This window comes from Xanthomonas sp. NCPPB 3174, assembly GCF_056725205.1.
This window is the reverse complement of record NZ_CM161517.1, coordinates 2,185,323-2,198,141: the sequence shown is the minus strand read 5'-3', so window position 1 is coordinate 2,198,141 and position 12,819 is coordinate 2,185,323. Positions and strand designations below refer to the sequence as shown.

Annotated in this window: 13 protein-coding genes and 1 pseudogene; 7 read left to right on the top strand and 7 right to left on the bottom strand. The window is 69.2% G+C overall.

Annotation, left to right across the window (positions count from 1 at the left end; translation table 11 throughout):
* Positions 1-184 precede the first annotated feature (184 nt).
* Complete coding sequence (locus AC1PK7_RS09780; RefSeq protein WP_481100655.1) at positions 185-1,315, top strand: pyridoxal phosphate-dependent aminotransferase; 1,131 nt, start codon at positions 185-187, stop codon at positions 1,313-1,315.
* 311 nt (positions 1,316-1,626) lie between these two features.
* On the opposite strand, the gene zipA is transcribed toward AC1PK7_RS09780, so the two are convergent.
* The 6 genes from zipA to AC1PK7_RS09750 all read right to left on the bottom strand — a co-directional run bounded on the left by zipA (position 1,627) and on the right by AC1PK7_RS09750 (position 8,462).
* Complete coding sequence (gene zipA, locus AC1PK7_RS09775) at positions 1,627-2,364, bottom strand: cell division protein ZipA (protein WP_481100654.1); 738 nt, start codon at positions 2,362-2,364, stop codon at positions 1,627-1,629.
* A 111-nt stretch (positions 2,365-2,475) separates the two neighbouring features.
* On the bottom strand, positions 2,476-5,979 hold the full coding sequence (gene smc / locus AC1PK7_RS09770; protein ID WP_481100653.1) for a chromosome segregation protein SMC: 3,504 nt from the start codon (positions 5,977-5,979) through the stop codon (positions 2,476-2,478).
* Between the two features lie 319 nt (positions 5,980-6,298).
* Positions 6,299-6,748, bottom strand: coding sequence for a 50S ribosomal protein L9 (gene rplI, locus AC1PK7_RS09765; RefSeq protein ID WP_010342531.1), 450 nt, complete (start codon positions 6,746-6,748; stop codon positions 6,299-6,301).
* Positions 6,749-6,942: 194 nt separating this feature from the next.
* A complete protein-coding gene (gene rpsR, locus AC1PK7_RS09760) occupies positions 6,943-7,173 on the bottom strand; it encodes a 30S ribosomal protein S18 (protein ID WP_002804494.1) in 231 nt (76 codons plus the stop codon).
* Positions 7,174-7,184: 11 nt separating this feature from the next.
* On the bottom strand, positions 7,185-7,619 hold the full coding sequence (gene rpsF / locus AC1PK7_RS09755; protein WP_010342529.1) for a 30S ribosomal protein S6: 435 nt from the start codon (positions 7,617-7,619) through the stop codon (positions 7,185-7,187).
* A 495-nt stretch (positions 7,620-8,114) separates the two neighbouring features.
* Positions 8,115-8,462, bottom strand: a complete 348-nt coding sequence (locus AC1PK7_RS09750) for a HesB/IscA family protein (RefSeq protein ID WP_209031318.1) — start codon at positions 8,460-8,462, stop codon at positions 8,115-8,117.
* Positions 8,463-8,596: 134 nt separating this feature from the next.
* On the opposite strand from AC1PK7_RS09750, the gene asnS reads away from it, so the two are divergent.
* The 4 genes from asnS to AC1PK7_RS09730 are packed head-to-tail and all read left to right on the top strand — an operon-like array spanning position 8,597 to position 11,258.
* A complete protein-coding gene (gene asnS / locus AC1PK7_RS09745; protein ID WP_481100652.1) occupies positions 8,597-9,991 on the top strand; it encodes an asparagine--tRNA ligase in 1,395 nt (464 codons plus the stop codon).
* A gap of 22 nt (positions 9,992-10,013) precedes the next feature.
* Positions 10,014-10,319, top strand: a complete 306-nt coding sequence (locus tag AC1PK7_RS09740; protein ID WP_017907180.1) for a hypothetical protein — start codon at positions 10,014-10,016, stop codon at positions 10,317-10,319.
* Positions 10,316-10,630: a hypothetical protein gene (locus AC1PK7_RS09735; protein WP_010342525.1), complete on the top strand. Its 315-nt coding sequence runs from the start codon at positions 10,316-10,318 to the stop codon at positions 10,628-10,630. Before AC1PK7_RS09740 ends, AC1PK7_RS09735 begins: the two co-directional genes overlap by 4 nt.
* Positions 10,631-10,637: 7 nt before the next feature.
* Positions 10,638-11,258 carry an FMN-binding negative transcriptional regulator gene (locus AC1PK7_RS09730; RefSeq protein ID WP_481100651.1) on the top strand — a complete coding sequence of 207 codons (621 nt, stop codon included), beginning with the start codon at positions 10,638-10,640 and terminating at the stop codon, positions 11,256-11,258.
* Positions 11,259-11,306: 48 nt separating this feature from the next.
* Here the strand turns inward: AC1PK7_RS09730 and AC1PK7_RS09725 are convergent.
* Positions 11,307-11,498, bottom strand: a pseudogene (locus AC1PK7_RS09725) (response regulator transcription factor); the annotation flags it as partial.
* Positions 11,499-11,596: 98 nt separating this feature from the next.
* Between AC1PK7_RS09725 and can the strand changes: the two are divergent.
* The gene (gene can / locus AC1PK7_RS09720; protein WP_010342513.1) at positions 11,597-12,259 is read left to right on the top strand and encodes a carbonate dehydratase; all 663 of its coding nucleotides are present in this window, start codon (positions 11,597-11,599) and stop codon (positions 12,257-12,259) included.
* A gap of 38 nt (positions 12,260-12,297) precedes the next feature.
* Positions 12,298-12,819 carry a 3-hydroxyanthranilate 3,4-dioxygenase gene (locus AC1PK7_RS09715; RefSeq protein WP_010342512.1) on the top strand — a complete coding sequence of 174 codons (522 nt, stop codon included), beginning with the start codon at positions 12,298-12,300 and terminating at the stop codon, positions 12,817-12,819.

Here is a 12,819-nt window from a genome sequence, read left to right as displayed (position 1 = left end):
CGACGCCACCACCCCGGCTTTTGCCAATCCCCAATCCCCAATCCCGAATCCCGAATCCCGAATCCCGAATCCCAGCCTCAAGCCCATCCCGAAATCCCAAATCCCGAATCCCGGCCCCTCATTCCCTTGCCCCACCATTAACACCCCGTTAACGTGACCTCCCCCGCCCGCTCTGGAGAGCCACGTGTCGCTACCGGTCTCGCGCCGTTCCTTCCTGTCCCTGGCCACTTCCGGTCTGGCGCTCGGCGCCGTCGGCCTGGCCCCTGTTGCCGAGGCGGCGCGACGCAAGGCAGCGGCCGCCGTAGCCGCGACACCCGGCGTGGCGCCGGCCGCCGGCACGGTCTACCTCAATTTCAACGAATGCCCACTGGGCCCCTCGCCCGCCGCGTTGGCAGCCGCACAGGCGATCCTGCCGCGCAGCGGACGCTACCTGTTCGAGCTGTCGGACGAACTGATCGCCGCCTTCGTCGGCCAGCAGCGCCTGCCGGCCGACCACGTGGCGGTGTATCCCGGCTCCAGCGAGCCGCTGGCGCGCGCCGCGCGCGCCTTCACCACGCCGCGCGCCGGCGTGGTGGTGGCCGATCCGACCTTCGAGGCGGTCGCCGACGTGGCCGCCGCGCACGGCGCGCCGGTGCGGCGGGTACCGCTGCGCGCCGACGGCGCGCACGACGTCAAGGCCATGGCCAGCGTCGATCCGAATGCCGGCCTGATCTACCTGTGCAATCCGAACAACCCGACCGGTTCGATCACCAAGCGCGCCGACATCGAATGGCTGCTGGCCAACAAGCCCGCCTCCAGCGTGCTGCTGGTCGACGAGGCCTACCTGCACTACAGCGAGGAGCCGTCGGTCATCGACCTGATCGGCCAGCGCCAGGATCTTCTGGTGCTGCGCACCTTCTCCAAGCTGTACGGCATGGCCGGGCTGCGCCTGGGCCTGGCGGTGGCCGCGCCGGGGCTGCAGACCAAGCTGGCCGCGTTCGGCCAGAATCCGGTGTCGGTGCCTGCGCTGGCCGCCGGCATCGCCAGCCTGCAGGACCTGCAACTGGTGCCGACCCGCCGCGTCGAGAACGCGCGCATTCGCGACGCCACCATCGCGTGGCTGCAGAGCAAGGGCTACAAGTGCCTGCCGTCGCAGGCCAACTGCTTCATGGTCGACGTCAAGCGCGACGGCGCCGCCTTCGCCGCGGCGATGGCCAAGCAAGGCGTGATCGTCGGCCGCAGCTGGCCGATCTGGCCGAAGCTGGTGCGCGTGACCGTGGGCACCGAAGCGGAGATGCTGCGGTTTCGGGAGGCGTTTGGGAAGGCGCGCAAATAGCGCGCCTGGGATTGGGGATTCGGGATTGGGGATTCGTAAAAGCGGGGCTGCGGCGTTGCTGAGGCGTGGCTGGTTTTGCCTTGGTGCATCCCATTCACGATGCACAATTCGCTAGCTCCGGCGTGGCGCGCTAGAGCCAATGCCAGGGCTTCTGGCCTCGGCGGCGGCAGTCGTACCCTCATCCGCCCCTTCGGGGCACCTTCTCCCGGCGGGAGAAGGGAAAAGCGCGCGGGACATCAGCCGCAGGGACTCGCTTTACGAATCCCCAATCCCGACTCCCGAATCCCGGGGCCGCGCCAACGGCGCGGCACTCACCAGCGCGGCGCCTTCGTCAACGGCGGAGCCTGGTGCTGGCGGTCGTAGGCGCGCAGGTCGTCGCGGATGTGGGCGATGCGCTGGCGGCCCAGGGCGTTGCGGCTGTCGTCCAGGACCACGCCGTCGAGCAGTTCGCCCATGCGCTGCACGGTCGGCAGCATCTTCTCCCAGGCGTCGAGCGCGGTCATCGGCGCCGGCAGGGTCAGGAAGAAGGCGATCGCCGGGGTCTCCATCTCGCGGATGTGCGCCATGTCGAAGCTGCCCGGCTTCATGATGCTGGCCATGCTGAAGATCGGGCCGCGCTCGGGATGCCCCTCGACCAGGCGGTGGAACACGTTCATGTGGCCGAAGGTCAGGCCGGTCTTCTCCGCGGCCACCACGATGTCCTCGCCGCGCAGCACCTGCCCGGCGCGGGCGGCGACGTACAGCGAGACGATCTTGTCGAAATCCTGGCTCGGGCGCTTGCCGAGTTCGGCGCCCGGCGCTTCCGCGGCGGGCAGGCCCAGCTCGGGCTGGTGCGCGTCGCCGTCGACACCATCGGCGGCCAGCGCGTCATCGCCGACCGCCGGGGCGGCGTCGCCCAGCGAGGGTTCGCGGCGCGGTGCGGCCGGATCGGCCGGCTCCACGCGCCGACCCTGGCTCGGTTTCTTGGGGCGGCCGAACAGGAAGATCGCCGCAATCAACAGCAAGCCGGCGGCGAGGATGCCGATGCGTAGCATTGCCATGTCGGACATTCAGGGGTTACTCCGGCAAGGGTACACAGGGGGAACGTAGCTGCTTGCGCACGAGGTCTGTCCATACAGCGACAGCGCCTCGACGCGCATTACGCCCTTTAGCATGTCACGTCAGGCCGCGCCCGCCAAACGCGCGGCCTCCTCCAGGTCCACGCTGACCAGGCGGCTGACGCCCGGTTCGCGCATGGTGACGCCGCTGAGCTGGTGCGCCGCCTCCATGGTCGCCTTGTTGTGGCTGACGAACAGGAACTGCACCTTTTCGCTCATTTCCTTGACCATCGCCGCCAAACGGCCGACGTTGGCTTCGTCCAGCGGCGCGTCGACCTCGTCGAGCAGACAGAACGGCGCCGGGTTGAGCTGGAAGATCGCGAACACCAGCGCCACCGCGGTCATCGCCTTCTCGCCGCCGGACAGCAGCGAGATGCTGGACACGCGCTTGCCCGGGGGCCGCGCCATGATCGCCACGCCGGTATCCAGCAGGTCCTCGCCGGTCAGCTCCAGGTAGGCGTGGCCGCCGCCGAACAGGCGCGGATACAGCGCCTGCACGCCGGAGTTGACCCGGTCGAAGGTGTCCTTGAAGCGGCCGCGGGTCTCGCGGTCGATCTTGCGGATGGCGTCTTCCAGGGTCTCCAGCGCGATATTGAGGTCGACGTCCTGCGCTTCCAGGTACTCGGCGCGCTGCGCGGCCTCGCCGTATTCGCTGATCGCCGCCAGATTGACCGGCTCCAGTCGACGCATCCGCGCATCGATCTGCTGCACCGCCTGCTCCCACTCGGCCGGGTCGGCGTGCTCGGGCAGGCCGTTGATCACGTCCTCGAGCACGAAGCCGGCCTTGACCACCGCCGCCGACAGCTGCTCGGCGCTGAGCACCAGCGCCTGCTGGTCGAGCCGGCGCTGGGCGATGCGTTCGCGCTGCGCCAGCGCCTGTTCGTCGCGCTGCTGGCGGGTCTGCTCCAGCGCGCGCAATTCGTTGTCGATGCCGTCCAGCAGCGCGCGCGCCTCGCCGAGCGCGCGGTCGGTGCGCACGCGCTCGCTGAGCGCGGCCTGGTGCTCGGCCTCCAGCGCCAGCACCGGCGAGTCGCCCTCATTCAACTGCGCGCTGAGTTCGCCCAGGCGTGCGTCGAGCTGCCCGCGCTGGTTGCCCATGCGCTCCAGTGCCTGGCTCAGCGAGGCGATCTGGGTGCGCTGCGACTCCAGGGTCAGGGCCAGCGCGTGCGAGGCCTCGCGCACCCGCCTCGCGGCGTCGCGGGCCAGGTCGCGCGCCTCGGTGAGTTGGCGACGCTCGCTTTCCAGCGCATGCCGCACCGATTCCAGGTCGCCCATGCTGGTGACCGCGTCCTCCAGCTTGGAGCGCGCCTCGCGCGCCTGCTCGCGGCTGCTGTCGAGGGTTTCCAGCAGTTGCGCGACCTCCAGTTCGATGCGCTCGATACGGGTGCGCGCGGCGTCGACCTTGCCCTGCTGGCTCTGCAACTGCCCGGCCAGTTCGGACACGCTGCGGTGCGCCTGGTACAGCTGGCGCTGCGCTTCCTCGCGCTGCTGCTCGCCGGCCAGCAACTGCGCGCGCAGTTCGCCCAGGCGCTGCTCGAGGTCGGCCTCGCGCTCCTGCAGCGTCTCGATCTGGCCGCGCAGGCTCTGGATCTCGCGCTCGCGCAGCAGCGCGCCCTGCTTGGCCGCGCCGGAGCGCGACACCCGCAACCAGCCCTGGCCCAGGCGTGCGCCGTCGCGGGTGACGATGGAATCGCCCTCGCCCAGCTGCGGCAGCAGCGCGCGCGCGGCAGCCAGGTCCTCGGCCGCGTGCAGCCGCGCCAGCAGCCGGCGGATCGCGATCGGGCCTTGCACCTTGGCCGCCAGCGAGGTCGGCGCGAAGGTCTCGGCCGCCTCCTCGCCGCTGACCAGGGCAATGCGGCCTTCGCCGAGCTCGCCGAGGGCGTCGACCAGGGTCTCCGGCGCCTCCACCAGCACGCCTTCGATCAACTGCCCGAGCGCGCCTTCGACCGCGTTCTCCCAGCCGCTCTCGACGCTGAGCCGCTCGCCGACGCGCGCCGCCGAATCCAGCCCGCGCGCCTGCAGCCAGGCCACCGCCGCGCCCTGCTCCTGGCCGAGCGCGGCCTGCTGCAGGGTTTCCAGCGACGACAGCCGGCCGCGTGCGGCCTGCGCCTGCTTGCGCACGTCGGCCAGCTCGGCCTGGGCGGTGCGCTGCTGGTCCTGCAGCGCCGCCACCGCCTGCTTGCGCGCCTCGACCTGCTCGGTCAGCCCGTCCAGCGCGGCGCGCTGGGTCTCGTGCTGCAGTTCCAGTTGCGCGAACGCCTCGGACAGCGCGTCCAGGTCCAGCCCGGCGCGCTCGGCCTGCAGTGCCTCGCGGCGGCGCTCGGCTTCCAGCGATTGCCGGTCCAGGTAATCGACGCGGGTGCGCTCCACTTCGCCGGCGCGCGAGGCTTCGGCGGTGTTGCGCTGATGCGATTCCCAGCGCTGCTGCCAGTCGGCCAGGCGTGCCTCGGCTTCGCGCAGCGCTTCCTGCTTGTACTCGTTGTCTTCCTGCAACTGCTCCAGCTGCGGGCCGGCCACGTCCACCGATTCGCGCAACAGCGCCAGCTTGGCCTCGTCGGTGCCGATATGCTGGCCGAGCTCGGCCAGTGCCAATTGCGCCTCGTCGCGCGCCTTGTGCAGGCGCTGCGACAGATCGCGCTGGTGCTGGATCTGCTGTTCGATCCGGGCCAGGGTGCTGCCGACCTTGTAGACCTCGGCCTGCGCGGTGCTCAACGCCTCGGCGGCCTCCTCGCGGCGCACGCGGCCGGTCTCGATGCGCGCCTCGGCATCGCGCTGCTCGGCGATCAGCTGCTGCAGGCGGGTCTCTTCCTGGCCCAGCGCTTCGCGCAGGCCCTGCAGGCGTCCGTCCAGGCCGCGGTATTCCAGCGCCTTCCACTGCGCGTCCTTGATCCGCCGTTCTTCCTGCAGCGCCTGGTACTGCTCGGCCTGGCGCGCCTGGCGCTTGAGGTGCTCGAGCTGCTTGCCGATCTCCTCGCGCAAATCGCCCAGGCGCTCCAGGTTCTCGCGGGTGTGGCGGATGCGGGTCTCGGTCTCCTTGCGCCGCTCCTTGTACTTAGAGATGCCGGCGGCCTCTTCCAGGTACACGCGCAGGTCCTCCGGGCGCGCCTCGATGATCTGGCTGATCATGCCCTGCTCGATGATCGAGTAACTGCGCGGGCCCAGGCCGGTGCCCAGGAACAGATCGGTGATGTCGCGGCGCCGGCACTTGGTGCCGTTGAGGTAGTAGCTGCTGCTGCCGTCGCGGCTGACCTGGCGCTTGACCGAGATCTCGTTGAACGAGGCGTACTCGCCGGCGATGGTGTGGTCGGTGTTGTCGAAGATCAGTTCCACCGTGGCCTGCGACACCGGCTTGCGCGCCGAGGAGCCGGAGAAGATCACGTCGGTCAGCGAATCGCCGCGCAACCGGCTGGCCGAGCTTTCGCCCATCACCCAGCGCACCGCGTCGATGATGTTCGACTTGCCGCAGCCGTTCGGACCGACGATGCCGGTCATGTTGGTCGGCAGGTGCAGCGTGGTCGGATCGACGAAGGACTTGAAGCCGGACAGCTTGATGGTCGACAGGCGCATGGTGCGGGCAATCCATGGCAGACGCCGCCGGCATTCCGAGCTGCGCTGCCGCTAATGAAGATCCAGGTGAGGTCCTGCGTCCAACCCATTGATGCGGCTACACCGCCGGGCCGACATCGGACACGAGTCGCTGAGTATAGCGGCCCCCGCGCGGCGCCGGGGTAGCCGGCGCCGGGCGGCGGCGATGCGATGGCGGTCGCATACGCGGGCGACCGCGAGCCACCGACCAGGGCAGCACGGCACACTCAGGTGGCGCAGGTCGGCAAAAACGACACGGGCACCTTGCGGTGCCCGTGTCGGTACAGCGATGACGCAGGGATCAGGCGTCGGCTTCGACCACGACCTTGACCGTGGTTTCCACGTCGGCGTGCAGGCGCACCAGCACCTCGTACTCGCCGATGTTGCGGAACGCGCCTTCGCCCAGCACCACTTCGCCCTTCTCCAGCGGCATGCCGGCGGCGGTGAAGGCCTCGGCGATGTCGCGGGGGCCGACCGAGCCGTACAGCTTGCCTTCGGTGGAGGCGTTGGCCTTGACGGTCACGCTGGCGCCTTCCAGCTTGGCGGCGCGGGCTTCGGCGTCGTCGTGGATCGACTTGGCCTTGGCTTCGTACTCGGCGCGCTTGGCTTCGAACTCGGCGATGTTGGCGGCGGTGGCCGGCACGGCCTTGCCCTGCGGCACCAGGTAGTTGCGGCCGTAGCCCGGCTTGACGTCGACCTTGTCGCCGAGGCCGCCCAGGTTGGTCACTTTCTGCAGAAGAATCAGTTGCATGGTCTTGCTCCGTTATTCGTTAGCGTCGGCACGCGGCCGCCGCAACGGGTGCTGTCCGAATAGGAGAAGCCGGGATTGGGGATTCGGGAATCGGGATTTGCGCCCGATCGGCACCGCACTCTTCGATCGCCAGACTTCGGTTGAATGCCCGCACCGGGAGGTGCGGGCCGTGTTGCGTTCCGGGAGACCCGGAATTAAACGTCGTGGTTGTCCGTGTACGGGATCAGCGCAAGGAAACGCGCGCGCTTGACCGCCGTGGCCAGCTGACGCTGGTATTTGGACTTGGTGCCGGTCACGCGGCTCGGCACGATCTTGCCGTTCTCGGTGAGGTACTGGCGCAGGGTGTTGAGATCCTTGTAGTCGATCTCCTTGACGCCCTCGGCGGTGAACTTGCAGAACTTGCGACGACGGAAGAACTTGGACATGAGCGTGCTCCTTAGGCGGCTTCGGCGGCGTCGCCGTCGGTTTCGGTGGCGGCGGCGGGCGCATCGCCCTCTTCGTCGTCGCGACGACGGCGCTCACCGCGCTCGGGCTTGTCGGCCTTCTCGTCCTTGCTCTTCATGATCAGCGACTGCTCGGTGTCGGCGCCGTCGCGCTTGATCACCAGGTGGCGCAGCACCGCGTCGTTGAAGCGGAAGCTCTCGACCAGCTCGCTCAGCACGGCCTGGTCCACTTCGATGTTCAGCATGACGTAGTGGGCCTTCACCAGATTCTGGATCGGGTACGCCAGCTGGCGGCGGCCCCAGTCTTCCAGACGGTGGATGGTGCCCTTGCCGTTCTCGACCAGCGACTTGTAGCGCTCGATCATGGCCGGGACCTGCTCGCTCTGGTCCGGGTGGACCAGGAACACGATTTCGTAATGACGACTCATGGTGTGTACCTTTCGGATGTGGCCTTGCGGCCGGACAGCCCCCCGCGGTGCGACGGCGGTGGGGCAAGGACTCCTGCCGGGAAGGCAGGAAGCCGCACATTATGACCGAGATACCCGGTCACCGACAAGCCAGCCGTCCCCGGCGCCGGACAGGGACGCCACCGCAGCGCACGAAACCAATCGAATCAACGGCTTGGATCAACCCATATCCACATACGGGCAATGCTGGCCGCACTGCAGGCAACGGAACAGGCACGCGACCGTCGCAATACACCCGGGACACAAAGACTGCGGGGCGACGCCAGCGCAGTAGAACGGCCCCTGGTAGCGCCAGCGCGGGTTTGGCCGCAGCAGCAGTCGCAGACGCCGTCTTACTGCGCGAAGCACAGCGCATAGGCGTTGGGGTGATGGAGGAACTGAGGCAGTTGAATGCGAACCGATGCCGCCCTGCCCTGCGCCCTCCTGGAGGAGGCCGCCTGGCCGCAGCGGTGACGCTCAGGGCGCGTCGGCGTGTGCGGCGTCGGTGGTGAAGCTCTCGCCGCAGCCGCACTCGGCGGTGGCGTTCGGGTTGCGGAACACGAAGGTCTCGCCCAGGCCCTGCTTGGCGAAGTCGATCTCGGTGCCGTCGACCAGCGGCAGGCTGGTCGCATCGACGTAGATGCGCACGCCATCCTGCTCGAACACCGCATCGTCCGCACGCGCCTCGCGTGCCAGGTCGGTGACGTGGCCCCAGCCGGAACAACCGGTGCGTTCGACGCCGAAGCGCAAGCCCAGGGCCCCGGGCGTCTGCGCGACGAAGCGCTGCACGCGGGCGTGGGCGACGGGGGTGAGACGGATGGCCATGACGAACTCCGGCGACTGCGAACGGACATTATAGGAAGGACGGCGGCCGATCGCCGCCACGCCTCGCAAGCGCCGCGCTCCAGCCAGTACACTTGCCCCTTCCATATCGAGTCGCTGCGGCGAGGATTCAAGTCATGACGGTGGTGAGCGTTGCACATGCGCTGGCCGGGAAGATCCCGGAAGGCGGCGAAGTCACGGTGCGGGGATGGGTGCGCACGCTGCGCGGATCTGCCGGACTGGCTTTCATCAACGTGACCGACGGCTCCTGCTTCGCCCCGATCCAGGTGGTGGCGACCGATGCGCTGCCCAATTTCGACGAGGTCAAGCGGCTCACCGGCAGTTGCTCGCTGATCGCCAAGGGCGTGCTGGTGAAGTCGCAGGGCAAGGGCCAGTCGTATGAGATCCAGGCCAGCGCGGTCGAGGTGGTGGGCTGGGTCGAGGACCCGCTGACCTACCCGATCCAGCCCAAGCCGATGTCGCCGGAGTTCCTGCGCGAGGTCGCGCACCTGCGCCCGCGCACCAATCTCTTCGGCGCGGTGACGCGCATCCGCAACTGCCTGGCGCAGGCGGTGCACCGCTATTTCCACCAGAACGGCTACTCCTGGATCAGCACGCCGATCATCACCACCTCCGACGCCGAGGGCGCCGGGCAGATGTTCCGCGTCTCCACCCTGGACATGGCCAACCTGCCGCGCGACGCGCAGGGCCAGGTCGACTTCGGCCGCGACTTCTTCGGCAAGGAGACCTTCCTGACCGTGTCCGGCCAGCTCAACGTCGAGGCCTACTGCCTGGCGCTGAGCAAGGTCTACACCTTCGGCCCGACCTTCCGTGCCGAGAACAGCCACACCACCCGCCACCTGGCCGAGTTCTGGATGATCGAGCCGGAAATCGCCTTCGCCGACCTGGCCGAGGACGCGCGGGTCGCCGAGGACTTCCTCAAGTACCTGTTCCGCGCGGTGCTGGAAGAGCGCGCCGACGACCTGGCGTTCATCGCCGAGCGCGTGGACAAGACCGCGATCAGCAAGCTGGAGACCTTCATCAACTCGCCGTTCGAGCGCATCGAATACGGCGACGCGATCACTTTGCTGCAGAAGTCCGGGCAGAAGTTCGAGTTCCCGGTGGAATGGGGCCTGGACCTGCAGACCGAGCACGAGCGCTGGCTGACCGAGCAGCACGTCGGCCGCCCGGTGGTGGTGACCAACTACCCCGAGCACATCAAGGCCTTCTACATGCGCCTGAACGACGACGGCAAGACCGTCGCGGCGATGGACGTGCTGGCGCCGGGCATCGGCGAGATCATCGGCGGCAGCCAGCGCGAGGAGCGCCTGGACGTGCTGGACGCGCGCATGCTGCAGTTCGGCCTGGATCCGCAGCATTACGGCTGGTACCGCGATTTCCGCCGCTACGGCACGGTGCCGCACGCCGGCTTCGGCCTGGGCTTCGAGCGCCTGGTGGTATACGTGTGCGGGCTGAGCAACATCCGCGACGCCATCCCCTACCCGCGCGCGCCGGGCAGCGCCGAGTTCTGAGGCGAGCCGGGGAGCGCACGCCATGATCCTGTTCTTCGCGCTGTGCTTCGTCGGCGTGGCGATCGCAGGCGCCAGCGCATTCCTGATCTTCTGGCCGCTGACCCTGGTGCACATCCGCGACCGCCATCCGCCGCTGGTGGCGGCGTTCGGGCCGGGCGCCTTCCTCAAGCCGGTCGCGCTGGGCTGGCTGCTGGCGCGGCGCTACCGTCCGCTCGGCGACCGCGGACTCTCCGGGTTGGCGACGCCGGCCTGGCTGTCGCTGATGACCATCTTCTTCGGCCTGGGCATGGCCGCCCTGCTCTGGCTGCTTTCCCTGGTGATTCCATGACCTCAGATTCCCCCGCCCACGATCAGTGGTACCTGGCCAGCCTCGGCCGCCTGCTGGTGTGGGCGCGCCTGCGCGTGCGCGCCGCCGGCACCGCCGAGGTGCTGGACAGCGACGGCAACACCCTCAGCTACGACAGCGAGGACACCGCCCGCGCGGCGCTGTTCGACGCCGAGTTCGTCGCCTTCGATGGCCTGGACGAGGACGATGCGCGGGCGCGCGGCTTCTCGCTGGGCGAGGTGTCGCCGCCGCAGGCCGACGACGATGCCGGCCTGCGCGGGCGCATGACCCAGACCCTGGGCGCGCGCGCCTGACCCGGCGATGCACGTTCCGTCCGCCTTCGCAGAAAGCGACCTGGGCGCGCTCGATGCGCTGATCGCGGACAACCCGTTCGCCACCCTGGTCACCGTCGCCGATGGCCTGCCCTGCGCCACGCCATTGCCGGTGCTGTACCGGCGCGACGGGGAACGCATCCTGGTCGAAGGCCATTGGTCGCGCGCCAACCCGCAGGCGCGGCACGCCGGGCCGGCCTTGCTGATCGTGCACGGCCCGCACGCCTACGTTTCGCCAAGCTGGTACCCGGACAAGGAGGCGATGGCGCGGGTGCCGACCTGGAACTACGCCACCGCGCACCTGCACGGGCAGTTGCACGCCAGCGACGACGAAGCGCTGCTGGCCGATGTGGTGGCGCGGCTGAGCGAACGCCACGAGCGCGCGCTGGGCAGCGATTGGCGCTACGAGCCGGACAACGACGCGCACCGGCGCCAGTTGCGCGGCATCGTCGGCTTCCGTTTCCAGGTCGAGCGGGTCGAGCTGAAGTTCAAGCTCAGCCAGAACCATCCGCCGGCGAACCAGGCCGCGGTGCGCGCAGCGCTGGCGACCCAGGCCGACGCCGGGGCGCAGGCGGTCGCGGCGCTGATGCACGCGCGACGCCCGGACTGACCCACGCCGCCACGCAGCACGGCTGACGGGAACTGGCACGTTCGCCAGCTACGCCGCCGTGGCGTGCGCCGCCCCACCCGCAGCGATTGGCCGGCCCCTGACGGTCAGGCCTTCGCGGATCGCAGAGCGCGTCAATTGCGCGATGCGCTGCATGCCCAGCTTGAGCATGATGTGCCCGCGATGGGTGCCGATGGTCTTGACGCTGATGTGCAGGCGCGTGGCGATCTCCTTGGCCGACAGGTCGGCTCCAGTTGCAGCAGGCGCTTGGCGTCGCCCTACGCCGGGGCGCACGCGGCCAATCGCGCGCCGGCCGCGGGCTTCTGGGATAATGGCCAGCAATGAGCAAAATCGCCGAACTCCTGCGCAACAATCGCGCCTGGTCCGATCGCATCAGCCGCGAAGACCCGGATTTCTTCAGCCGCCTGTCCAAACAGCAGACGCCGGAGTACCTGTGGATCGGCTGCTCCGATTCGCGGGTGCCGGCGAACCAGATCATCGACATGGCACCGGGCGAGGTGTTCGTCCACCGCAACATCGCCAACGTGGTCGTGCACACCGACCTCAACTGCCTGTCGGTGATCCAGTTCGCGGTCGAGGTGCTGAAGGTGCGGCACATCCTGGTCGTGGGCCACTACGGCTGCGGCGGCGTGCACGCGGGCCTGACCCGCGCGCGGCTGGGCCTGGTCGACAACTGGATCCGCCACGTCACCGACGTGGCCGAGAAGCACGAGCAGTGCCTGCAGCAGGCCGGCGACCTCAACGTGCAGCATGCGCGCCTGTGCGAGCTCAACGTGCTCGAGCAAGTGGTCAACGTCAGCCGGACCTCGATCGTGCTCGACGCCTGGGCGCGCGGCCAGGAACTGACCGTGCACGGCTGGGTCTACAGCCTGCGCGACGGCCGCGTGCACGACCTGGGCATGGAACTGGACCGCATCGAGGACCTGGTCCCGCGCTACGACGCCGCCCTGGCGCGGATCGGCCAGGACCGCGAGGACCGCTGAGCGGTCCGCCGCTCAGCCTCTTTCCGCGAGGAACCCCCATGCTCCCCGGCCCGCTCAACCTGCACGCCTGGATCGACGCCCACCGCCACCTGCTCAAGCCGCCGGTGGGCAACAAGTGCCTGTATGCCGGCGACTTCATCGTCATGGTGGTCGGCGGGCCGAACGCGCGCAGCGACTACCACTACGACGAAGGCCCGGAGTGGTTCTACCAACTCGAAGGCGAGATGGTGCTGAAGATCCAGGAAGACGGCGCGGTGCGCGAGATCCCGATCCGTGCCGGCGAGACCTTCCTGCTGCCGCCCAAGGTGCCGCACTCGCCGCAGCGCGGACCCGACTCGGTCGGTCTGGTGATCGAGCGGCGACGCCTGCCGCACGAGCAGGACGGCCTGCTGTGGTTCTGCGAGCGCTGCAACCACCTGCTGCACGAAGCCTACTTCCCGCTGCAGGACATCGAGACCGACTTCCCGCCGGTGTTCGCGCGCTTCTATGCCTCCGAAGCGCTGCGCACCTGCGCCCGCTGCGGCCACGTGCATCCGCTGCCGGCGGCCGCCGCGCCGTGA